Origin of the sequence: Mesobacillus foraminis, assembly GCF_004340465.1 — a bacterium.
Lineage (GTDB): Bacteria > Bacillota > Bacilli > Bacillales > Cytobacillaceae > Mesobacillus_B > Mesobacillus_B foraminis.
Window position 1 is genome coordinate 167,091 of the sequence record NZ_SLVV01000006.1, and the last position, 23,624, is coordinate 190,714.

General features: G+C 40.8%; 23 protein-coding genes. 14 read left to right on the plus strand and 9 right to left on the minus strand.

Annotation, left to right across the window (positions count from 1 at the left end; all coding sequences use genetic code 11):
* Nucleotides 1-45 precede the first annotated feature (45 nt).
* A complete protein-coding gene (blaOXA, locus tag EV146_RS11985) occupies nt 46-840 on the minus strand; it encodes a class D beta-lactamase (protein ID WP_132006276.1) in 795 nt (264 codons plus the stop codon).
* A gap of 175 nt (nt 841-1,015) precedes the next feature.
* On the opposite strand from blaOXA, the gene EV146_RS11990 reads away from it, so the two are divergent.
* Together EV146_RS11990 and EV146_RS11995 are read left to right on the plus strand one after the other, a co-directional pair.
* Complete coding sequence (locus tag EV146_RS11990) at nt 1,016-2,368, plus strand: aminotransferase-like domain-containing protein (protein ID WP_132006279.1); 1,353 nt, start codon at nt 1,016-1,018, stop codon at nt 2,366-2,368.
* A 22-nt stretch (nt 2,369-2,390) separates the two neighbouring features.
* A complete protein-coding gene (locus EV146_RS11995) occupies nt 2,391-2,966 on the plus strand; it encodes a GNAT family N-acetyltransferase (RefSeq protein WP_132006897.1) in 576 nt (191 codons plus the stop codon).
* 16 nt (nt 2,967-2,982) lie between these two features.
* Here the strand turns inward: EV146_RS11995 and EV146_RS12000 are convergent, their stop codons facing one another.
* Together EV146_RS12000 and guaC are read right to left on the minus strand one after the other, a co-directional pair.
* Nucleotides 2,983-3,213 carry a hypothetical protein gene (locus EV146_RS12000; protein ID WP_132006282.1) on the minus strand — a complete coding sequence of 77 codons (231 nt, stop codon included), beginning with the start codon at nt 3,211-3,213 and terminating at the stop codon, nt 2,983-2,985.
* 228 nt (nt 3,214-3,441) lie between these two features.
* A complete protein-coding gene (gene guaC, locus EV146_RS12005; RefSeq protein WP_121612270.1) occupies nt 3,442-4,425 on the minus strand; it encodes a GMP reductase in 984 nt (327 codons plus the stop codon).
* Nucleotides 4,426-4,709: 284 nt separating this feature from the next.
* On the opposite strand from guaC, the gene EV146_RS12010 reads away from it, so the two are divergent.
* Entirely contained in the window at nt 4,710-5,546 is an 837-nt protein-coding gene (locus EV146_RS12010) for a pentapeptide repeat-containing protein (RefSeq protein ID WP_373566059.1), read from the plus strand.
* A gap of 92 nt (nt 5,547-5,638) precedes the next feature.
* A complete protein-coding gene (locus tag EV146_RS12015) occupies nt 5,639-6,091 on the plus strand; it encodes a GNAT family N-acetyltransferase (RefSeq protein ID WP_132006285.1) in 453 nt (150 codons plus the stop codon).
* A 316-nt stretch (nt 6,092-6,407) separates the two neighbouring features.
* Here the strand turns inward: EV146_RS12015 and EV146_RS12020 are convergent, their stop codons facing one another.
* The gene (locus EV146_RS12020; protein ID WP_132006288.1) at nt 6,408-7,004 is read right to left on the minus strand and encodes a DUF421 domain-containing protein; all 597 of its coding nucleotides are present in this window, start codon (nt 7,002-7,004) and stop codon (nt 6,408-6,410) included.
* 170 nt (nt 7,005-7,174) lie between these two features.
* Here EV146_RS12020 and EV146_RS12025 point away from each other — a divergent pair, with 170 nt between their 5' ends.
* Nucleotides 7,175-7,642, plus strand: coding sequence for a hypothetical protein (locus EV146_RS12025; protein WP_132006291.1), 468 nt, complete (start codon nt 7,175-7,177; stop codon nt 7,640-7,642).
* Between the two features lie 38 nt (nt 7,643-7,680).
* On the opposite strand, the gene EV146_RS12030 is transcribed toward EV146_RS12025, so the two are convergent.
* The 3 genes from EV146_RS12030 to EV146_RS12040 all read right to left on the minus strand — a co-directional run bounded on the left by EV146_RS12030 (nt 7,681) and on the right by EV146_RS12040 (nt 10,545).
* Nucleotides 7,681-8,634 carry a TIGR03943 family putative permease subunit gene (locus tag EV146_RS12030; protein WP_132006294.1) on the minus strand — a complete coding sequence of 318 codons (954 nt, stop codon included), beginning with the start codon at nt 8,632-8,634 and terminating at the stop codon, nt 7,681-7,683.
* A 10-nt stretch (nt 8,635-8,644) separates the two neighbouring features.
* Nucleotides 8,645-9,646: a permease gene (locus EV146_RS12035; RefSeq protein WP_132006297.1), complete on the minus strand. Its 1,002-nt coding sequence runs from the start codon at nt 9,644-9,646 to the stop codon at nt 8,645-8,647.
* Between the two features lie 698 nt (nt 9,647-10,344).
* Nucleotides 10,345-10,545: an aspartyl-phosphate phosphatase Spo0E family protein gene (locus EV146_RS12040; protein WP_199232676.1), complete on the minus strand. Its 201-nt coding sequence runs from the start codon at nt 10,543-10,545 to the stop codon at nt 10,345-10,347.
* A gap of 84 nt (nt 10,546-10,629) precedes the next feature.
* Between EV146_RS12040 and EV146_RS27020 the strand changes: the two genes are divergently transcribed.
* The 5 genes from EV146_RS27020 to EV146_RS12065 all read left to right on the plus strand — a co-directional run bounded on the left by EV146_RS27020 (nt 10,630) and on the right by EV146_RS12065 (nt 16,258).
* Nucleotides 10,630-10,815: a hypothetical protein gene (locus EV146_RS27020; protein WP_158287084.1), complete on the plus strand. Its 186-nt coding sequence runs from the start codon at nt 10,630-10,632 to the stop codon at nt 10,813-10,815.
* Nucleotides 10,816-11,016: 201 nt separating this feature from the next.
* A complete protein-coding gene (locus EV146_RS12050; RefSeq protein WP_132006300.1) occupies nt 11,017-12,045 on the plus strand; it encodes a DUF3231 family protein in 1,029 nt (342 codons plus the stop codon).
* Nucleotides 12,046-12,260: 215 nt separating this feature from the next.
* Nucleotides 12,261-13,244, plus strand: a complete 984-nt coding sequence (locus EV146_RS12055) for a ketoacyl-ACP synthase III (RefSeq protein WP_132006303.1) — start codon at nt 12,261-12,263, stop codon at nt 13,242-13,244.
* Nucleotides 13,245-14,275: 1,031 nt separating this feature from the next.
* A complete protein-coding gene (gene kdgT / locus EV146_RS12060; RefSeq protein ID WP_132006306.1) occupies nt 14,276-15,268 on the plus strand; it encodes a 2-keto-3-deoxygluconate transporter in 993 nt (330 codons plus the stop codon).
* 33 nt (nt 15,269-15,301) lie between these two features.
* Nucleotides 15,302-16,258, plus strand: a complete 957-nt coding sequence (locus EV146_RS12065) for a sugar kinase (protein ID WP_132006309.1) — start codon at nt 15,302-15,304, stop codon at nt 16,256-16,258.
* Between the two features lie 340 nt (nt 16,259-16,598).
* Here the strand turns inward: EV146_RS12065 and EV146_RS12070 are convergent, their stop codons facing one another.
* Complete coding sequence (locus tag EV146_RS12070; RefSeq protein ID WP_132006312.1) at nt 16,599-17,363, minus strand: IclR family transcriptional regulator; 765 nt, start codon at nt 17,361-17,363, stop codon at nt 16,599-16,601.
* Nucleotides 17,364-17,784: 421 nt separating this feature from the next.
* Between EV146_RS12070 and EV146_RS12075 the strand changes: the two genes are divergently transcribed.
* Entirely contained in the window at nt 17,785-18,621 is an 837-nt protein-coding gene (locus EV146_RS12075; protein WP_121612282.1) for an aldo/keto reductase, read from the plus strand.
* Nucleotides 18,622-19,517: 896 nt separating this feature from the next.
* Here the strand turns inward: EV146_RS12075 and EV146_RS12080 are convergent.
* Complete coding sequence (locus tag EV146_RS12080) at nt 19,518-20,087, minus strand: hypothetical protein (protein WP_132006315.1); 570 nt, start codon at nt 20,085-20,087, stop codon at nt 19,518-19,520.
* 508 nt (nt 20,088-20,595) lie between these two features.
* Here EV146_RS12080 and EV146_RS27025 point away from each other — a divergent pair.
* From EV146_RS27025 to EV146_RS12090, 3 genes are all read left to right on the plus strand, one after another.
* Complete coding sequence (locus EV146_RS27025) at nt 20,596-20,847, plus strand: RNA-binding protein (RefSeq protein ID WP_158287085.1); 252 nt, start codon at nt 20,596-20,598, stop codon at nt 20,845-20,847.
* Between the two features lie 321 nt (nt 20,848-21,168).
* Nucleotides 21,169-21,819, plus strand: a complete 651-nt coding sequence (locus EV146_RS12085; RefSeq protein ID WP_132006318.1) for a YdeI/OmpD-associated family protein — start codon at nt 21,169-21,171, stop codon at nt 21,817-21,819.
* Between the two features lie 524 nt (nt 21,820-22,343).
* Nucleotides 22,344-23,564, plus strand: coding sequence for an MFS transporter (locus EV146_RS12090; protein WP_241993909.1), 1,221 nt, complete (start codon nt 22,344-22,346; stop codon nt 23,562-23,564).
* The last annotated feature ends 60 nt before the right edge of the window (nt 23,565-23,624 follow it).

Sequence of the window (23,624 nt, forward strand, 5' to 3'; positions counted from 1 at the left end):
CGCTCAGAGCAGCTCTGAGCGCTGGCAGTCATTTTATTTTCAATTTCATTTTTCCTCCAGGATGTTCATATCTTCCAAAACTTCCATTGTGATGGAACGAGCTCTGGAACCGCTGCCGTCAATGTTGGTGGCGAATACCCAGTCAGCCTTATCTGTTTCAATATAGCCAACATACCAGCCGAGTCCATAATCGGACAGCCTTGTACCTGTTTTGCCATGAAGCAGATAGGAATCTGCTTCTTCATTAATCATCATTCTTTTCACGGTTCTCATTGTCTGTTTATCTAAGGGGAGACGTTCCTCAACAAGCTTTTCCAAAAAAACGGCCTGTTCCTTTGCCGATATTCTCAGACTGCCATCCAGCCAGTATTGATCAATCCCTCCACTGATGTCCATATTGCCGTATTGGATGAGGTGCAGATAATGTTGCATGTTTGGAGCCCCAATGTCCCTGGCCATTTGCTGGTAATACCAGATGACCGAGTGTCTCATTCCTGATCCAAGAGTATGATCACGGTTCCATTCGGGAATTTCACGAAGGATGCCATCCCAGCGTTTAACTTCATATTCATCTGCCACCGCTTTGGTTTGCAGGCCAATCAACGCATTGGGTATTTTAAAGGTGGATTCAGGAGTGTACCTCTCCATACTTCTGTTTTCATTGTAGATATAGGTTTTATCAGTTTTCAGGTTTTTTAAAACGATTGTTCCTGACTGGCCGTCAAAGAGTTCACTGATCTCTAAATCTTTTTCTTTATATTTTTCAGCGGCATTAGGAGTATGCGGGAAGTATGCTGTAAATTGTAGCGCTATTAGAGCGTATACGAATAGTTTTTTCATTTTCATTCTCCTTCGTATAGTGTAAGTAGGCATGTATCAGCGTAGGCCTCCGCTGATTATATATCATAGCTAGTTAACTAGATTTGTTAGTTTCAAGTATATTGTCATTTGCCAAATAACAAAACAGCCATTTTTATGGACTGTACCCATACAGATGTAAGAGAAGGGAAGAGAAATGAAAAGATATGAAGAGATTATCAAGGTGATTGAGCGGCGGGCAAAACAAGGCGAGCTGACTGCGGGAAGCAAATTGCCTTCGATTCGGGCTTTATCACAGGAATTTAACTGCAGCAGAAACACGATTATTAAAGCTTATCAGGAGCTGGAGAGCAGGCATCTCATATATACGGTCCCAAAGAGCGGTTATTATTTAGTCGGGGATTATCCATTGCTGCATGATGATTTCAATAAAGGCGCAAAAATCGATTTTTTTTCAGCCGGTCCGGATCGCAGCGGAATGCCTTATCAGGATTTCAAGCACTGTCTAAACCAGGCGATAGAATTATACAAGGAAGACATGTTTATGTATTCTGAGGTACAGGGACTGCATTCGCTTCGAGATACTTTAGCCCGGCATTTACGGGATTTGCAGGTATTTGTTCCACCTGGTAGGATTTTTGTTGTGTCAGGATCGCAGCAAGCCCTTCATTTGTTGGTGAAACTGCCTTTCCCGAATGGCAAAACAAATATCTGTGTCGAACAGCCCACACACAATAGTTTTATTGAATCTCTTAAACTCGAGAAGGCAACGGCCTATGGGATTGAGGTAACAAGTTCCGGGATTGATTTTGATCGATTGGAGCACCTATTCAAACAACATGAGATTAAGTTCTTCTACATCACTTCCAGATTTCATAATCCAACCGGTTATAGCTATTCCAATTCAGAGAAGAAGAGGATCGTGGAACTAGCCCAAAAATATGATGTTTACATTGTTGAAGATGACTATATGGGAGATCTTGAATTCAGGCTGAAGCAGGATCCCATATTTGCCCATGACCCTTCAGGCAGGGTGATTTACACGAAAAGCTTTTCAAAAGTACTGCTTCCAGGCTTGAGGCTGGGTTTAACGGTACTTCCCGAAGCTATGAAAAAGCACTTTTCTCTTGCAAAATACGCATCTGATTTACATACCCCGGTACTGACGCAGGGTGCGCTTGAAATCTACCTGAAAAGCGGAATGTATGACGCGCATATCAAAAACATGAGAGAGATCTATAAGGAAAAGAGTGCTATTTTACAGCAGGCATGCGAGGATTATCTCCCTTCATCTGTCACTTATTCAAGGTCCTTATCGGGTTTTTACATAACCATTTTCTTGCCCGCCAGTCTTAAGGCGAACCAGCTGATTAATGATCTAAGCAGGGAAAACGTATTTGTGGGCAATGCTGAAAATATGTTTCTGCCAGAGTTTAAAAAAGATCATATCCTCCGCTTAAGTGTTTCACATGTTGAAAAAGAGAAAATACCGGCAGGCGTACAGAAAATTGCGGATGGTATCAGGAGGCTTTCTTGTGAAAAAAAGTAATAAGAAGAAAGGAGCAGGAGAGATGTTTCCAAAACTTGAAACCGAAAGGCTTATTTTAAGAGAAATTAACGAGGAGGACGCAGAGGCAATATATGGGTTCTTCTCCCACCCGGAGGTCACAAGGAATTATGGGCAGGAGCCTTTTACTGCAGGGGGCCAGGCAAGTCAGCTTGTGGATGTATTTGCAAGGAACTTCAGAGAAAAACGAGGGATCAGGTGGGGGATTGAGATCAAAGGGGAAAGGGGCCTGATTGGAACAATTGGCTTCAACGCCTGGGTGCCCAAGCATAAGCGGGCGGAAATCGGCTATGAGCTTCATCCTCTGTTCTGGCGGAACGGATACGCGGCAGAAGCTTTGAATCGGGTAGTCTCGTACGGTTTCGAAGAACTTCTGCTTAAGAGGATCGGAGCAGTTGTTTTTATTGAAAATAATGCCTCAAATCAATTATTGATGAAAATGGGATTTGAAAAAGAGGGCATTTTAAAAAATTATATGCATCAAAACGGGGAGTCATTTGACACGTATATCTACTCTTTGTTAAAAGAGAAACGGCTCTCCGGGGAGAACCTACCTAATAAATCGAATATGAATTCATAAAAACTAAAAAAAGACTCTAGATCAGAGTCTTCAATAACATGGAATGTTCTATATAATCAACGGCCGGATAAAGTTCACTGTAAGATTCAACAACTGAGCTATTCAAATTTTTTACGTGAAAATAGTTGCTGAGATAGCTTACGGACAGAACAGGAACATCTTCTTCATTTGTAAAGGTCAGGGTGATGTCACTCTTATGATATTGTTTTAATGTTTGAAGCATAAGCTTGGTATAGTCTAAAGACATTCTTTTTTGTCTCCCTTCTAAAAGGGAAGGTGACTAAGAAAAGTCAATTAGGTCCCTATTGTGTAACACAATTTAACAATATTATAGCACAGCAGGATGATGAAATCTAACTTTTTAAAGAATTATGTTTTTTTGCAGCGTTTATAGAATGAACTGTTCGGCTCAAATAGGAAAAGCGCATTGTGTAAATTCTACCAATGCGCTTTTATTCCTTTATTCTTTATAAGATTAGTATACTTTATCGCCATTAAAGATGGAGTTTTTTACAACAACATAATCCACATTGCGAATAGCATTTAGCTTAGTGCCCCCTGCATAGGAAATGGATGACTGGAGATCCTGCTCCATTTCTGTCAATGTTTCTTGTAATGGGCCCTTGTACTCAACATACATCTTTTTGCCTTCAACGTTTTTCTTTTCACCTTTTTGGAACTCTGATGCGGACCCAAAATATTCCTTGAACAGCTTCCCATCTTTTTCAATGGTTACTCCAGGAGACTCTTCATGTCCGGCAAAAAGAGAACCAATCATGACCATTGTTGCACCAAATCGGACAGATTTTGCAATATCACCATGTGTACGGATCCCGCCGTCAGCAATAACAGGCTTGCTTGCCGCTTTAGCGCACCAGCGCAGTGCCGCCAGCTGCCAGCCGCCTGTGCCAAATCCAGTCTTAATCTTGGTAATGCAAACCTTTCCTGGTCCAATGCCGACCTTTGTCGCATCTGCCCCGGCATTCTCCAGCTCTCTTACTGCTTCAGGAGTTCCAACATTTCCTGCGATGACAAAGCTGTCAGGCAAATATCTCTTAATATGCTGGATCATTTCAATTACGGCATTGGAATGGCCATGCGCAATATCAATGGTAATGTATTCAGGTATAAGCTGTTCTTCTGCTAATTGCTGGATGAAACCATACTCCTCTTCTTTCACACCAACGGAAATGGACGCATACAGACCCCGTTGTTTCATATCCTGAATGAAGGAAAGGCGCTTTTCTGGTTCAAAGCGATGCATAATATAAAAGTATCCATTTTCAGCCAGATAAAGGGCAATTTTTTCGTCGATAATCGTTTGCATATTTGCAGGAACCACTGGAAGCTTGAAGGTGCGTCCGCCTAGGGTTACACTTGTATCGCATTCAGAACGGCTATTTACTACACATTTATTTGGAATCAATTGAATATCTTCGTAATCAAAAACATTTTCCATGTTATACACCTCTATATACGAATATTGTATTTGTTTTCATAATAAATCGTTCGGACATTAGGTAATATACCTTATATTTTTGATTCTGTAAAGCATTTTTGGATGCTTTTTAATAATTCCTGCCTCTTTTTTAGTAAAGGTTTTCAATTCTGGTTGACAGGCAGGAGTTTTGGGAGAAACATGAGCACTATTTTAAAAGGAACATCATATAAGAGATGTTAATCGTCAGAAAAATATTGTAAAATTATTGAAGATCAAGATTTTAGAGTAAGGACGTGTAGAGATTGTCAGATTCATTGACGACTAGTGAACGTACCATGACACAGCTTAAAGCGGATTGTGAAAGTTGCTTCGGTCTGTGCTGTGTGGCTTTACCTTATGTGAAAGGAGCTGATTTTGCATTTGATAAGACAGGGGGTTCACCCTGCCGAAATCTGCAATCGGATTATCGCTGCAGCATTCATACGAAACTCAGGGAATCAGGATTTCGAGGGTGTGCCGTTTATGAATGCTTTGGTGCAGGACAAAAGGTTTCCCAATCAACGTATGGAGGAAGTGACTGGCGCAGCAGACCCGAAACAGCACAGGAAATGTTTGCCGTGTTTCCTGTCATGCAGCAGCTGCATGAAATGCTGTACTATTTACATGAAGCCATGCACCTAGAGGCAGCAAAGCCGATCCTGAAAGATTTGCAGGTTGCTTACAATAAAACGGAATCTCTTACAGAACTAAACCCAAGCAGGATTTTAAGCCTGAATGTTCCAGACCATCGAGTTCTTGTGAATGATTTGCTTTTGCGTACAAGTGAGCTGGCGAGAGCTGAAACACCAGTCAAGAATAGCAGGATGGGAAGGGGCAGTGACCTGATTGGAGCTAAATTAAAGGGAGCTGACTTAAGGGGGGCAAACTTTAGAGGAGCACTTTTGATTGCGGCTGATTTAAGAGGAGCAGACATGAGAGTGTGTGATTTTATTGGGGCGGATCTTCGGGATGCGGACTTAAGCGGTGCAAAGCTGACAGGGAGCATTTTTCTTACGCAGGCACAGATTAATTCCGCAAAGGGAGACCGGAACACCAAGCTGCCAGCAGGGCTAAGGATTCCCGACCACTGGAAGAAGTAAAAGTGTAAAAATCCATTTATTTTTTGTTTAGAGTTAATTTTGAATCAATTAAACTGGGGCAGATTCCACTAATCTGCAGAGGAGGGAGCAGGATGATTCATTTTAGACAAGCGGCGGCACAGGACCTGGAGCGAATTGTTGAAATGCTTGCAGATGATGATCTGGGGAGTCAGAGAGAGCGTTTTGAGGACCCTTTGCCTCCGTGTTATATGAAAGCTTTTGAGGCAATCGATGCGGATCCAAATAATGAATTAGTTGTTGCCTGTGAGGGAAATGCGGTAATCGGGGTATTTCAGATAACTTTCACTCCTTATATAACCCATCAAGGCGGATGGCGGGCTACAATTGAAGGTGTAAGGACATGTTCTGCTGTGCGTGGCCGGGGAATAGGTGCCAAGCTTATTGAATGGGGAATCAGCCTTGCAAAGGAACGCGGCTGTCATTTGGTTCAGCTCACAACCGATAAAAAGCGAACAGACGCTTTACGATTTTATGAACGCTTAGGCTTTCAAAACACTCACGAAGGGTTAAAAATGAAATTATAGTTTTATAATGTTCTGTTTAAGTGCAGTCAGGATATTAAACTGCAGGGAGATTTTTCTTGTAAGAGCCGTTAGTCATGAACAGCGGATATTTATTTAGGCGTTGTTTATATATAGTAAAATCAGCCCAATCAAGAAGTATTTTCTGAGAGGTAATAAATTATTGATATGGCCAATATCACTCTGTCCTGATTCCTGAGGGGATGGAGATTTGTCCAGCAATGTAATCAAAATGAAGCTTTAAAGCTTAAATATTGAGAAGCAACTAATGAACCGGAGAAGGAACAAGCTGGAAAACGGCTTGTTCTTTTTTTAGCATTCATTGAAGATACTTCGGGTGTTTTTGTTGTTTCCCCTTCATTTCTTCAAAAAGATTGGGCTTATTTTGAGAGCTGGGTGTTTCTTCGTTTGACGATAGCTCTGGAAAGTAACTGTTCATTAATTTTTTAAATTCACCCATGGTTAAAGGTTTAGCATCATCCTTTAATTCGTACCCAAGCTGACCGTTCGGTTCGATTGTTGCTGTTTTAACATCTTCTATGCGGGATATGCCTGAATTGCGCAGCCTCATTTCAAGCTGATCCACTGTTAATCTCAGTTTTTTTAGATTAGGGACATTTAACATTCCATTTTGAATGACAATCTTTGACTTGCCTGTAATGAATTTTTCGAAGGTATTTGACTTAATTTGCACATATTCCAGGATGACGATTGCCAGGATAAAAATTCCGGCACCTATGATGGCTTTCAGAACACTTTTTTGGACAACTGGCTGAACGATGATCGTACCGATGGAGATCATGACAACAGTCTGGGCCATTGTCATCTGTGAAATAGATTTCCTGCCTGCAATTCTAAACAGGAGAATGCCGGATAAAATTAACACTAAAGGTTCCCAAAGTATGTTCGTATCCATAAAATCACCCTTTTAATAACGTAGTCTTTTTTTAAAGTAAACGGTTCTAAGTCATTTTATCCTCTTAAAGGTGAATTTATGGAAGCCCTTGGGAGGCAACAGGGGTTTGTCGGCGCTGAATATTATTAGCTGACTGGGAGCATTCTAAAAGAAAAAAGGATTGTAGGCGAATGAAACCCAATAAAATTTACTTGGCTATGTTAGTTGCCCCGTGGCTTTCCTTCCCTTTCCTGGGAATGAAAACATTCAGGAGATTTTTTCCAGCTACCCTGTTTATCTGTCTTGTTGTGGTCGGAGAAACCATTGTGGCACGAAAAAAGGTGTGGTGGTGGTTTTATAAAAAACTCAATAAAAATTTGATAGGTGAAGCTCCACTTATCGCCGGGCCATTTTTTATAGGATCCTTATGGATATTGAAATTTACATATGGAAAGTTTTTGACGTATATGACAGCCAACCTGTTGGTCGATTCCTTTTTTGTTTATGTCGTCATTAACTGGTTTAAGCAAAGAGGATATGCTGCTCTCGTTCGTTTACAAAAAGGCCAGTTATTAATGATCTTCCTTTTTAAAGCTATTTTGCTTTATACGTTTCAATTCATAAAGGAGAAAAGAGATGCAGCCTCCAATACTCAGTAAGGTGCATCTTTGCGCTCTTTAGAAAGTTTATATGTTTCTTAACTATGCCTAATGGTGATGGGGTAGAGATAAGGTTTTTTTGGCTCAGCTATTTCCTGCCAATTTGTCACTTTAATATAAGGGAGAAGTGCTCCCTTATAAGTTGTGACACCGATGATTCCCTCGGCGTTAATCCAGGAGTCTTTTTTTAGCCTGGAGGCATCACGGAATTCGGATAGAAATCCGATAATTCCGGCATCTGCCACACAATGGGTGATCAGAAAACGGGAGATGACCAGCTGGTTTCCATTAAAGCCTTCTTCTTTATATACAAAACCGGTAAGCTCTATCTTCCGGCCTTTATATTTATTCACATCCGTTGAGATTTCCTCAAAAAAACTTGAATAAATTCTATCATTCAGCTTAATTACCTCTGAGTTCTCCAGCGCCATCATCAATTTGTCATACTCTTCACTTCTCATTTCATTTTCGCTTCCAGTTGTCAGATCGTCCCCGGGTTCTTCCACATTTTGCTCCCCAGTAGCTGTACCCTTGTTTATATGTTTGTTATGTAAGCGGCTATCTTCCCCATTTTCAGAATCTGGATTACCGGATCCTGATAAAGTAATCATGGCCCCTTTTTTATTGGCAATAGATGCATCTAAAACCTTGGCTGGAAGCAAAAATCCTGTTAGTAAGGGAAAAACAATCATAGCGCAGGATATGAGTTTTTTTGTCGTGAACGGGGTATCCCCATGCTCATGTGTATGTCCAAGTGAGCAACATTGACTTTTTTTACAGTCTGAATAGGTGTGAACTGGTGCGGAACTCCATACACGAGTAATTTGAATTAAAAACAACAATAGAAAGATAATGGCTGCGGACTGGCTAAGGTGATCATATTTTGGATTGATGAATTTATTAATTTCCCCGGTATAATGCAGGTTGAAGAGAAAAATAGAAAAACTAATCAGTATGAGAGCTCGCGTCGCTTGTTGACTATTAAATTTCATTGAGACCCTCCTACAATATGCTGTACGTGAGCATGAGAATAGTAAAAACAGTACAAATCACGATTGCCAGGACAGAAATGACAAATTTAAAACTAAAAACACTGGCCATCATAATTGTATTCTTTAGGTCCATCATCGGACCGAAGATTAAAAAGCCCAGTATCGGCGTTGCAGGAAAAATGCTGCTAAAAGAAGCGCCAATAAAAGCATCCGCTTCGGAACAAAGTGATAACACAAACGCTAGTCCCATCATGACAAGAGTAGAGGACGCTATGCCTCCGCCGATATTCAGCAGCGAGCCAGCAGACATATACGTTTGTACAAAAGCCGCCAAGAAGGCTCCGGCAATTAAATACTTCCCCATATCAAAAAACTCATCAATCGAATGCAGAAGCATTGACCATAACTTGTCTAAAAATGATGATTTCAAAGGTGAGCTGTGATGGTGGGAAGCAGACAGGAGGGACGGTTTTAACTGGTTTTGCTTAAATAGCAAGCTGACACTGAAGGCTGCAATCAGGGCAATCAGGAAGCCCATTCCCATTCTTGAAGCAGCCATTTTTATATCGTTGCCAAATGCCATATAGGTTGACGCAATAACAATTGGATTAATAAGAGGACCTGTCAGCATAAAACCAATTCCCGCGGCAACAGGAACCCCTTTTTCTACAAGCCTTCTTACAATGGGAACAATTCCGCATTCACATGCTGGGAAAAGGGCGCCTATAATGCAGCTCATTGTCACTGCCAAGTATTTATTCTTAGGAAGCCACAAACGAATATGTTCTTCGGTTACAAAGATTTGGATCAAACCTGCTATTAGAACTCCAATTAAAACAAAGGGCAAGGATTCTATTAAAATGCTTAAGAAAATAGTATTCAGGTTTAAAATTGATGAAGGAAGCTGGAAAGTACCCGAAATACTAGAAATAATGCTGAGAAGCAATAACACAGCACTTATGGCAGCAATCCCTGTGAGATCTAAAAGATTGGACCGGATCATTCTGAACATAGTATTCCTCCACTTGTTTTTACTAGTTTTGATTGATAGTTTAATGTACGTCTTTATGCGAATATGTATGACAGAAATCCTGCCTGTTTTCCTGTGTGTCAGGCTTTGCTATTACCGATGCCGAATTGCCGCAGGTAAATTAGCTTGTCTTAGAGTAGATTCCTTTTCCGAACTCCATTTTTAGTTATATTCTCTGGTTTTAAAATGGAATCATTACGATTTATAACCTGGAACAAAACGGCTGCTTTTTAAAAGAATATTAGGAATCATTACGATTTATGCACGGGAATTTGAGGAGAAAGGGGAATCACAGATAGCAAACGTGTATGATTTTTTTTCATATACCTTTTGCGAAGTCATTCTTAAAGAAGAAAAGGGTAGGGAGGTGTTCAATGTTGGTGTCAGTCTATGGGCTGTGAACTTTTCTTTGCTATTGCAGGGCCAGTGATTAGTAACCTGAGCTAGCAGTTAAGTAAGTGTAAATGTTGCGGGTGGTTCGACAATGTTAATAATAGAAGATGGTTGAGGAGCATTAAGAAGAGAAGGGAGCTTTAGCTGTAGAAATTAAACTGGAGCAGAACTCTTGGGTGTGATCCTTAAGAAATTGGCAAGCAAGCAATGATTGCATCGAACTCAGCTGAAGTAAGTCAGTATGCACAGAAGGGAATGACCTCCAAAAATGGCAAATAAGAATCTGCTCAGCTTACAATTTTTTGATATTCATTTATAAAGTAGTCTAGTTCTATGCTCGCCTGAATCGTTTGTTCATGGCACAGCCCTTGTTTTTGGCCAATGTCCATCAGTTCCAATCTTAAAAATTCAATATATACTTTAAGTTCAAAGGGATCTAAAATTAACGTGTCTTTTTCCATTTCAATACCTCTTTCAGGTGAAGTCAATAAAATCACAAAACTTATTTTACCAATTTCTCCTAGATACTTTCAAAAGGTATTTTCTATAGATATTGATCGAAAGACCAGATATTGGAGTTATTAAATATTTACCTTCTGGTTGGAGTACACATAAGCCAGTTGATTTCCATTCCAGGCGCTTCGCTTTCCGCGGGGCTGGCGCTGAGCCTCCTCGTCGCAAGCTCCTGCGGGGTCTCAGCTGTCCAGCTGATTCCGCAGGAGTCTACGCGCCTTCCACTCCAATCAACAGGGGTTTAATAGTCAATGGGAAACAAACTGTAACTTGACAACAAACGAATATTCCTAATTTCATAAAAAATATTTTATCATTAACACACCCAGGAAAGGAAAGAACTGCAACTGCACTTTCTTGTTTTTTAGCTTGCTGTTTTCAGGTTTTACGGAATAATTTGTCTTTGATTAGTAAAAGATAAGGAAAAATTAATAGGGGAAATTGATTTGACTACCATTAAACCAATCAAAGTAGGATCAAAAGAATCCAATTCAAACGAAAAATTAACATCTGCGGAAATGGGAAAGCTTTGGGCAACATATATGGGGAATAGCATGTCAAAGCAAATCCTGACCTATTATCTTAAGAATGTGGAAGATGAGGATATCAAGAATTTACTAAAAAATGCCTTATCATTATGCGAAGATTTTTTAGCAAGCATTACAGAGATATTTAAAAAGGAAAATTTCCCGATTCCCGTTGGATTTTCAGAAGAAGATGTTAACCTCGAAGCTCCGAGATTATTTGAGGATGAGTTCTATGTTCATTATTTAAAATATACGGCTAAAGCAGGGATGAGCATTTACAATGTGGCAATCCCATTAATGTACAGAAAAGACGTAAAGGATTTTTTTCATAACTGTATGAAAATGACAGTAGATTTCATGGAGCAACTAAAGGAAATTCTAATGAGTAAGGGATACATTATAAAGCCGCCTTATATTCCGGTTCCTGAGAAGGTAAATTTCTTACATGGAAATTTTCTAAATGGATTTACTGGGCAGGTGCGTCCTTTGCATGCAATGGAAATCACGCATCTTTACGATAATATTGAAAATAATGCGACCAGCAAAGCGCTCATTTTAGGATTTAGTCAAGTTGCAAAAAAAGATAAAATCCGGGAGTTATTTATTAGAGGGAAGGATCTCACCCACAAATCTGTAGAACGCTATATCAATCAATTACATAGCTCAAACCTGCCGGCACCGGCGCCTCTGGACCATTTAGTCACAACGTCAACAATATCTCCGTTTTCTGAAAAGCTCATGCTTTTTCATAAAATGGATATGTTTTCAATGAAGGTAAGAGCCTTTGGAAACTCGGTAGCAGTAAACGGGAGACACGATATCGCTATGATGTATACAAAATCATTAATGAACATCTCGATTTTTGTAGAGGATGCAGCAAAAATCATGCTGGATAACGGCTGGTTTGAACAGCCGCCAGAAGCCGTTGACCGCGAAAACCTACTTTGAAAGTTAAGGGAAAGATTACTAATAATTCATTTTTTCTATCCTACCAGCTGGGCAAATGAGCAGTAATTTGAAGAAATTGATAATGACCGCTGATACATCAAGCGGTTTTTTTATTTGGGTAGACGCGAGATATAAATTTTACAAAAAAATTAGTACCAGGTATTAAAATTAGGTGGTAAAATAGGGTGTATGATTGTAATCGAGGGGGTTCTTTTATGTTCAGCTCAAGAGCACGAATAACGGCAATAGGGTCATACGTTCCGGAAAGAGTGTTAACCAATGCCGATTTAGAAAAAATGGTTGAGACCAACGATGAATGGATCGTAAAACGTTCCGGGATTAAAGAACGAAGAATCGCCCAAGAAGGTGAGTTCACCAGCGACATAAGCTACCAAGCGGTAGTAAATTTGATGGAACGATACAATAAATCGGTCGAAGATGTGGATATGATTCTTGTTTGTTCTATGACACCTGATTTTAAAACCCCGAGTGTTGCCTCGTTAGTACAGGCAAAACTGGGGATAAAAAATACCGGGGCGATCGATATAAACGCTGCCTGTGCCGGATTTACATATGGGCTGCATGTTGCGAATGGATTAATAACAGCCGGCCTGCATAAAAAAATTCTGGTCATTGGAGCAGAAACACTGTCCAGAATAACTGATTTTGAGGATCGGACAACGTGTATCCTGTTTGGGGATGGTGGAGGAGCGGTCCTTGTGGAATATGATGAAGTGCAGCCCAGTTTTATTTCATCCCATTTGGTTTCAGAAGGGGAAGGGGGCAAAACATTATATGCGACCCATCTTTCAAGTTCTATGAATGGAGAAGACTTAGTTCATACTGGCAAGCTGGTTCAAAGCGGACGGGATGTTTATAAATGGGCAGTCACCACTGTGCCAAAAGGGATGGAAAGACTGACAGAGCTTGCAGGCACCTCCTTGGAGGAAGTTCAATGGTTTGTACCTCATAGTGCAAACTTGAGGATGATTGAGTCCATCTGTGAAAGAAGCGGATTTCCGATTGATCAGACCCTGTACAGTCTGGTGAATTATGGAAATACTTCAGCTGCGACGATTCCGCTATCTCTGGATATAGGAGTAAAGGAAGGGAAACTCAGAACGGGAGACAAAGTGCTGCTATATGGATTTGGCGGCGGTTTAACTCAGGCGGGATTGCTCATTAATTGGACTCTTTAGACTAATTTGATAAAGAATGTAATGTCACGAAGAAATTGCTCCTTCGGAAATGACAATCTCTTAAATGTTAATTTACTGGCATACCATAAAGAGAGTTATAACTAAAATAAAAAGGAATCAAAGAGAGGGTGTCAGCCAGGACTCCCTTTTTTTATGGACCAAGTCCAATTCATTCATTTAGAATTCAGTGCTGCATCTTCCAATCGGGTTCCTGGCTTCGTGAAAAACAAGATGGAAAAAATCGGCACAGGGAAATCTTTAACTCTTTGGTTTTGTTGAAGTAATAGAAATTAAAAGAATCAGGTAGAAGGAATGTCTCAACAAATACAAGAACAGTTTGGCTAATCAGATTCTCCTGGTTAGCCTTTTTAGTGTGCCGGTCAACGATTTGCCAGTGCGCTTTTTGTTTTGTGACATAATTTTCACAGGAATTATTGATTCGAGGTGGAAATTTCAAAATGAAAACGCTATAATAAAATTATGAAACAACGTACCACGATGTGGAACGTTACTGAAATTTATGTAATTATTTTGGAGTGTGATGAACCTAAAAAAGTTACTCTACAGCCAGCTGGAATGTCACATGCAAAAATCTAACAGTTTACTAGTTATGTATTGGAATTAGCAAAAAGGTTACATGTTTTTGGTCAAAATGCAAGCGCTTAAAAATATGGTGCTCAAAACGGTATAGGGAACTTAGCCAATTTATAAAAGAAACGGTGAAAAACCAGCCGATATGCTCCTGTAATTTAAGCGGTTTCAAATCCGAGATTATCTCTCAAGGAAAACTATGCTGCTGCCAGCGATTATGTTTTAGCTTTATTGAGAGGTTGAGAGGTTAATTTTGAAGTGCTTTTGCATTTTTAGATTAGTAGAAAGAACTTATAAGTGCAGGAAAAAATCAGGCGTCTCGGCTGCTAATGTTTCCGAAGGTTTCCGAGCCAAAGGAGAAGCCAACAGTTCCGAATTGAAAAACTGAATAAATCTTCTTTACAATTTGTCCACTAAAACGGAAAGATGAGGTAAATCACATGAAAATTATGAAAACGATCGAGAAGGTCCCAGGCGGCCTTATGCTGGTCCCACTGTTTTTGGGAGCGATTATCCACACATTGGCTCCAGGGTCAGGGGAGTATTTCGGTTCTTTTACCAACGGATTAATGACTGGAACGGTGCCAATTCTGGCGGTGTGGTTTTTCTGTATGGGTGCTGGGATCAACATAAAAGCGACTGGGACTGTTTTAAGAAAATCCGGAACCCTTGTTTTGACAAAGATAGCGGTTGCATGGGTAGTGGCTATAGTAGCTTCCTTATTCCTTCCTGAAGGGGGAGTACAGTCGGGTTTGTTTGCCGGATTCTCTGTTCTCGCTCTGATAGCGGCAATGGATATGACCAACGGAGGCCTTTACGCATCGATTATGCAGCAGTACGGAACAAAAGAAGAAGCTGGTGCATTTGTTTTGATGTCGCTAGAATCAGGTCCATTGGTTACGATGCTGATCCTGGGATCCACTGGACTTGCAGCATTTCACCCACAAGCTTTTGTAGGTGCGGTCTTGCCTTTCCTTATCGGATTCATCCTTGGTAACCTTGACCAGGAGCTTCGTGTTTTCTTCAGTAAAGCAACACAAACCATGATCCCTTTCTTTGGCTTTGCACTTGGCAACTCCATTGACCTTACAGTTATTGCTAAAACCGGCGTGGCGGGAATCATCCTTGGACTTCTATGCATTATTGTTACAGGGGTACCGCTGATTTTTGCAGACAAGTATATTGGTGGAGGAAATGGGACAGCTGGTCTTGCTGCATCCAGTACAGCAGGAGCTGCCGTAGCCAACCCAATGATCATCGCCAATATGCAGCCGGAGTTTATGCCTGTTGCCCAGTCAGCTACTGCTCTGGTTGCCGCGTCCGTTATTGTAACATCCATTCTAGTGCCAATCTTGACAGCCTATTATTCTCAGTATATGAAAAAGAAGCAAGGTACGATTGGGAAAGACAAGAATAATGCAGCTGTATCCTGATTCAATTGCGGAACTTATTAAGGGGGTTACTCTATGAGCAGAATTATTACGGTGGGGGAACCGATGGCTCTCTTTGTAGCAGAGCAGGAAGGTTCACTCGAAGAGGTTACACGGTTTGATCGTTTCGTTGCGGGTGCTGAGGTCAACTTTTCAATCGGGATGTCCCGGCTCGGACACTCCGTAACGTATATTACCCAATTGGGAAAAGATCCTTTTGGTAAGTATATAGGCAAATTTCTTAATCAAAATGACATTGATACGAGATTTGTATCGTATGTTCCGGAATATACAACAGGAATGCAGTGGAAGCAAAAGGTGTCAAGCGGAGACCCGGAAGTGTTCTCGGCAAGGAAAAATTCAGCTGCTTCGTACATGAGTCTTAATACCATTACGAATTTGGACTGGGACGGCTTTGACCATATCCACTTAACGGGCATCCCTCCGGCGTTGTCCTCCGGCTGCCGGGAAATGGTTTATGAGCTTATGAAACAGGCGAGGGACAGAGGGGTGCAAATTTCTTATGATCCGAATTTGCGTCCGGGACTCTGGGGAGACAAACAGGAAATGGCACAAGTAATTAATGATCTGGCCTGCCGGGCAGACATTGTTCTTCCGGGCATTGAAGAAGCGAAGCTGCTGACGGGCAGGGAGGATGTTACGGAAATTGCGGACCACTATCATGCTGCTGGAGTTAAAACGGTTGTGATAAAACTGGGAGCAGAAGGAGCGTTCACCAGCTCTGAGGGAGAGCGGTTTTATACTGATGGCTTTCCTGTAGAACGTGTTGTAGACACGGTTGGCGCTGGAGATGGATTTGCTGTCGGCGTGGTGAGCGGAATCCTGGAAGGGCTGCCTTTAAAAGAGGCGGTAAAGCGCGCGGCAGCTATCGGTGCCCTTGCTGTTATGTCCCCCGGAGATAACGATGGCTTGCCTGATCGAAACAGCCTGGAAGCTTTCATAAAAAAATCCTTTGCAGGCTCGAATAATTAAGCGTTGAACGAGAGTAAAGAGAACCCTCCAGGTTTTCTTTACTTTTCTTTTTGGCAGGAATCAGTAATGCTGGTAAAAGTATTTTATAAAATCAAGGGATTCTGAATATCAAATACTAAATAATCTTGGCAAAAGGGCTTTTTTGGGGAATTAAAAAGTTTCATAAAACTTGGCACTTCATTATGAAGTATTTCGGATATGCAAACATAAGTCGATCTCATAAAAAACAGGCGTGAACCGTCACACAGGGATTTACGCCGGTAAATAATAGAGTATTTTTTCACGCCGCCCATCTTTATAGAAATAGGCAGACTTTTGGATAACTCAGAACCAGGATCACTCAGGAACCTGAATAGCCCAGGTTCCTTGAAATAAGGATACTGTATTGATTCATTTTATCTATCAGTGTTTCGTTAATTCTTTCCATGGTCACACGATTATTTGGCCCTGAAATGCTGAAGCTTGCAATGATTTTCCCTTTGTGATCATATATAGGAGCAGCAATGCACCTGAGAACAGCTTCATTTTCCGAGTTGTCTATGGCATAGCCCTGCCTTTTTACCTGGTCAATTTCTTGCCTAAATACTTCCTTGGAAGTGATGGTTGTAGGAGTCTTTGGAGTAAAATCCATATTTGAGATCAGTGTTTCAAATTCTTCCTTTTGTTTGCCTGAAAGCAATATTTTACCTACAGCTGTACAGTACATCGGCGCACGGCTTCCGGTGCGGGAATACATGCGTACGGTCTGATTGCTTTCAATTTTATCAACATAAATGACTTCTCCAAGGTCCTCCATGCAAAGATGAATAGTTTCATTTACTTCCTGGCACAGCTTTTCTAAAAATGGTTTGGAAATTGTAACAATATTGGAATTGTTTAAATAGTTCCTCGATAGAAAGAGAATCTGTAATCCGAGTTTATATTTGTCTGTTTCTTCATCCTTTGTCACATAATTCATGTTTGATAGTGTGGCGAGCAGCCTGTGTATGGTACTTTTCGTTAAACCGACCTGCTCGGACAGGCGTGAAATCTGGAGGCCATCCGGATATTCAGAAAGCTTGTTTAATATTGTAAGAGCTCTTTCGATTGATTGGACGTTAGACATTTATTCAACCTCATTTTTCGGGATAAAATGCTCAGGAGTTTTGAAGGTGTTATTACCTTTTTACTATATGATACGGGAAATGAAAGCGTTTGTAAAAAGCTATTTTCATTAATTATGCATAAATCCGCTGTTTTGCAGATTAGTTCATATATCTTTCATTAGGTTTAAGAAGCCGTCGATTTAGCATGTTTGAGAAAGCCCGCATGTTTACCTGAAGAATGCATTGAAATGATTTTACTAAAACTTTAATAATATAAAAATTGGCCAGCCGAATGCACGAAAAACTGGCATCTCAGGGAATTGACACACTACAGTGCAGTATATCAAAAAAAGCAAGAGGTGTATAAGCATATTTGAAGAAGCTAAATTGAGTATCATGTATACTTGAAGTAACTTCAACTTTGAATAGGAGGAATTCATGATGCCAACAAGTCTAAAAGACACAACGACTTTACATAATGGTGTAAAAATGCCATGGGTTGGACTGGGAGTCTTTAAAGTAACAGATGGGGATGAGGTCATTCAGTCCGTAAAGGCTGCAATCAAAAATGGCTATACCTCCATCGATACAGCCGCTATTTATAAAAATGAAGAAGGCGTGGGCCAGGCCATTAAAGAATCTGGTGTTCCTCGTGAAGAATTGTTCATCACTTCAAAGCTCTGGAACAGCGAACAGGGTTATGAATCCACCCTTAAAGCTTTCGAGACCAGCATGGAAAAACTTGGCCTTGATTATCTTGATCTATATTTAATTCACTGGCCTGGAAAAGATAAATATAAAGAGACATGGAAAGCGTTTGAAAAGCTCTACAAAGAGGGCAGGATTCGTGCCATTGGCGTAAGTAATTTTCAGATTCACCATCTTGAGGACCTTATCGCTTCGGCAGAAATTAAACCAATGGTCAACCAGGTTGAGTTTCACCCTCATTTGACACAGAAAGAGCTGAAGGCTTACTGTGAAAAAGAAGGAATTCAGCTTGAAGCATGGTCACCTTTGAAACAAGGCCAGCTGCTGAACGAACCTGTTCTTCAGGAAATTGCAGAAAAATATAATAAATCTGTTGCCCAAGTGATTCTTCGCTGGGATATTCAGCAGGGAGTCGTAACGATTCCAAAGTCTGTTAAAGAACACCGGATTATCGAAAACGCGGATATTTTTGATTTTGAATTAACAGCGGAAGAGATGGATAGAATTGATGGCTTAAATCAGGACAGCCGAGCTGGATCGCATCCTGATACCATGTCTGTAGGATTCTAAACCTTCGTTTGCACTTATAAAAACGGCTGAACTCCTGCCTGGAGTTCAGCTGTTTTTCTTTAGGAATACTGAAGGGACATGTACCCACTTCCCTCCATTTAAAAATTCTGCCTGTTCGCTAGCAGGGAGTCCTGTGAAAACAAGTCAAAGTGGTTTAAATGTTAATACGCAAACAATGGAGTGTGTGGAATTATTTTATGATTTGTGAGTGCATGTGCTCATGAAGAAGGCAATAATTTTCAGGTACTAGAAATCTTCGCCTGCACTAGCGGGCCACATTTTAAGGTGAAAAGCCTAAATACGATTGCTGAAAATAATAAAGGGAAGCTTTCAGACTTAGACAAACTCTCGATGAAAATGGAATTGTCACAGTCTTTTTTTAGTTTGTCTGTTGTAAAACTGGGCTGTTGACTTCCGTTCCGGCCGTTTTGCTTTCTCATACGCCGGAAGGATGGAAGATTTCATCAGAACCGGGTACGTTTTAACATGACTTTCGCCTTAAAATAAGAAAAAAGTCTTTCGGCAGCTGAGGAAAGAGTCAAAAATCCGGAAAGAGGAGATTATAAATTTAAAGGATCGGACCGGGCTCAAGAGAGAAAGAGGACATTAAAAGCTTAGAAACCAGTCTTGATAATAAAAATGTTATGTCTATAAAGGGCAATTGGAAGGCTTAATGGGGGAATCAAAAAGCCTTCCCATCTGTGCGGAAGGAATTGTCTAATGCTCTTGTCTTTTCCGCTGTAATGCCTATGCTGGGAAAACCAGTTTTGCTTATTTATAATCGCTTATCAGAGGTATTTATTGAATTGGCTGCTTCGGCAGTTTTTTTGTTGCCGGAATTGCAGGGAAACAGAGCATTGATGGCAAGCCTATGCTCTGATCTATATTTTGGGGAACTACTCCTTTTTGCGTGATTCCTTGTAGAAGGAGGAATACCTTCCTAAGTTATTTATAAAACTAACATGGAGATTGCGGTATTGACGGTCCAATGTTGCTCTGGAGCGGAATTTGGAGTCTTGTAAATCTTCAATGCGTTCTTCTAGCTCCAAACAGCCTTCAATGGTGTTTTTCAAATAGATTTTTGCATGGACTGGATAACTCTCCTGAAATGCCAGTTCCATCAGGCTCTGTCTGGCAGTTTTCACCTCCAGTAAAAGAATGTCCAGATCCTGATGATCCATCTGTACTGGTTCCTTGCTAGTAAGCCACTTTAGTTCAAACAATTGGAGAAAATAGGGGTTTCTATGAGCTGTTGCGTCATCAGGTTTTTTCGTTTTATATTGATCTTTAAAGTCTGTTAAGCTCTGAAGATACTCTTTAACCATCCTATTATCAGGATCATAGGTGACTGTACGGTTCAGACTAAGAGAGGAATATGGAAATAAAAAGGTGACTCCAAGCAAAGTTAGTACAAAAACAGCAGCAAATAAGGTGTAAAGTTTCTTTCTCTTCCCTTTGAAGACCATCGCGGATTCCCCATTCAATCGAAATTATATTCTTTATTATACATTATATGGAAGTTGGTGGGTGATCATGTTGATGCTACTTTAAAGCGGCCTTTCTGGCTCAATGAGGTCCGAACTCACATGTGGAGCTATGTTTTTATCCGCGGGATGATGCCGAATTGGCCGATAAAATTGCAAACGTAGGTCTCATAGACCAGGTGAAGAGAAATGGACCTGGAATCCTGTTTATGATTCTTTTAAGATGAAATCAGGTATTAAATTTGCGAAAAGGGTGTTGAACAAGGTTGAATCTTCTTTATGGAATAACGGGTTTGTAAGATTCACCAAGGAACAAGCCGCCTGAACTCAATAGGAAACAGGTTAAAAAGGTTTGTTTTTCTTTGATCCGTGGTTATGGAGGAGAAGTGCTGGAATACCAGGAACCATGCTATCCAATGAACTTTTATAATGTAAAGGGAAGCTTGAGACAAAACAGCTGCATCTGTTGCTTAATCAATTTTATCCTTTTATGGCATTTGCAGTTTCGGATTTTTCCCAAGAAAACATCAGATTCATAGATGAGCCACGGCTGGAGCAAATGTTTAGTCCCTTTTACGATGTATTAAGTACTAGACACCTGTTAATTCCATTAGAATTAAAGGAAATAAAAGGTCAAATTGTGCTGGTGAACGAGAATGACTTGAATTCTGCCGAGAGGAGTCAAATTGCGTACTGGAAACCAGAGAATGTTGGGAGCCTGGTGTTCAATTATTGGGACTGAAAGAAACAGGGCAATGTGCCCGTAAAATAACCAAATAACTGATAAGAGAGTTACCTAGGAGAAATCACAAAAAATTAAAAATGAAAAGGTTAAAAATCCCCAGACTTGGAAAGAGTCCGATTACAGGAAAGCTGAATCATTATGAGGCTAGCCAACTTCGCGTCAGCAAAATGCAATAAAAATGGCTTTTTATTAGTTGATAGAAATAGACTTGTCGCCTGATTTTGATTAAACTATGATGAAAGATGAATAAAGGCTTCATCTCATCTTGTGAGATGATGTATTAGGAGTGCTGGAGTTTACATACAAGGAGCTTTTACCATGACAATTGCAGAAAAGTTGAACCTAAAAAAATACAGGAATATGGCAGTAGTCAACCAGCCGGACGACTATGATACATTTACCGAACAAGGTACAGCCTTGTCGAGAGATCATGATGCCATTTTTATTTTTGTTGAAACAATCACAGAAATGGTGGAGCATACCCAAACTATCATTATAAAAGATCTTCTGCTTGAAAAGGGCTATCTATATTTCGCCTATCCGAAAAAGGGGAATTCCCGGTACGAAACATATGTCCACCGGGATGAAATTTTCCCTGCCCTGAACGTTGGAGAAGATGGGTATATCAGGGACAGCGCCTACAAGTTCGCACGGATGGTGAGCATGGATGAGGTCTTTACAGTCGTTGGTTTAAAACGGGAAACAAAGAAAGTAAAGAAAACGCCGGCTTCAAGTCAATGTGTGGCAGATTATGAAGACAATATTAAAGACGTGGAGGCTCTATTGGTAGAACATCCAGCTGAGCTCGACTTTTACCAAAGCCTGACACCCGGATATCGAAGAGACTGGGCAAGGTACATTTTCTCTGCTAAACAACAGGTAACGCGTGACAAACGGCAGCAGCAAATGGTAGATGTCCTTTCCCAGGGATACAAAACCATGGATCTTTATCGCCAGAAAAAGAAGTAAAGGAACTTATACCTCCTTGGGAACATTGTAGATGTGCCAGATATGCCAGCTGGCAAAAGAGAACAGCGATGGCACTGGGAATTATGCAGTAAAGTCCAGTAAGGAAAGTGCCAGGGTTCCGACTTATTCATGTGTATTGGCCATCATACCTGTACCCCATATTGGCCCGGCAGATAATGGGGCATTGCCTGATCTCATAAATTGTTGTTTTTTGTCTAACGATTGTTTTATAAGGTCCCTTGTTTTTCCTTTTGAAATCCATTAAGATGATGTTAGCAAAAAATGGAAGGGTGACCGAGGACCAATGATTATCTAATCCTGTTTTTTAAGAAAAATTCGTCAAAAATACGATTATATTTTTCTGACAGGATTAGTATGTACATTTTATACAAACCAATCATCATTGGATCCCTTGCACGGGATGTTATGTGTTTTTGTTTTTGTATCGTACTGCCTCCTGATCAGAAATATAGCAGGAGGTTTTTATTTTGCAGGAAAATGTAACAGGCAATGGGTCAGGCAATATCTTTAGCAGCAGGGTCTTTCAGGCTATTATTATATCGGGACTGTTTTTGCAGGTCGGGATTTGGGTCCGTAACTTTGCGGTATTGCTGTTTGTAATGGAGCAGACGGATGGCGATCCGTTTGCGGTCTCCATGATATCTGTTGCCGAATTCGCCCCAATTTTCATTTTTTCTTTTATTGGCGGTACATTCGCTGACAGATGGCGTCCAAAACGCACAATGGTCTGGTGTGATATTTTAAGTGCCCTATCCGTGTTCGCTGTTTTGATTACACTCATGCTGGGCTCCTGGCAAGTCGTTTTCTTTGCCACATTAATTTCAGCGATTCTTTCCCAGTTTTCCCAGCCTTCGGGAATGAAGCTCTTTAAGATGCATTTGCCTGAGGAGCAAATCCAGGCGGGTATGTCCATCTATCAAACGGTTTTCGCTGTCTTTATGGTATTGGGGCCAATTCTTGGAACGTTTGCTTTCCAATCCTTCGGCATTCACATTTCGATTGCCATAACGGGTACGGCTTTCCTTCTTTCTGCAGGGGCACTTGCCTTCCTACCGCCGGATTTTAAAATGGATGAAGAAACACATGCTACCTCATTGCTGCAGGAAATGAAGGCAGGTATTAAGTATGTGCTCAGCAAGAAAGAATTAAGTTTATTAGGTTTATGTTTCCTGGCAGCGGGGCTGGGGCTTGGCTTCATTCAGCCGCTTTCAATTTTTCTGGTGACCGAGCAGTTGGGCCTTCCAAAGGAAAATCTTCAATGGCTGCTGACGGCCAATGGAATTGGGATGATTATCGGCGGCGCGGCCGTGATGATTTTTGCCAAAACAGTGGCGCCTCAAAGGCTGCTTGCGTTTGGAATGCTTGCCAATGCGATTGGCCTGGCGATAATGGGCTGGTCCTCAAACCTTTGGCTGACTCTTTCCGCTGAATTTTTAAACGGCCTTATGCTGCCTTGTATTCAGATAGGCATCAACACTCTGATTTTACAAAGGACAGAAGGGGCGTTTATTGGCAGGGTCAATGGAATCCTCAGCCCTCTGTTTACGGGCTCCATGGTTGTTACCATGAGTGCGGCAGGTATTTTAAAAGAACAAATTTCATTGGTTGCAATTTTTGAGTTGGCGGCTGTCCTGTTTATTATTGGAATGATTTGCATTTTGCCTTTGTATAACCTGAAAGGTGATACGAAAGCAGAACTCGTGGCCTCCGAGGAACAGGCTTAAAGAATCATATAAGTGGAGAATGTGCCGGACAGCCTGGCACATTTTTTTTATGAGACTCTA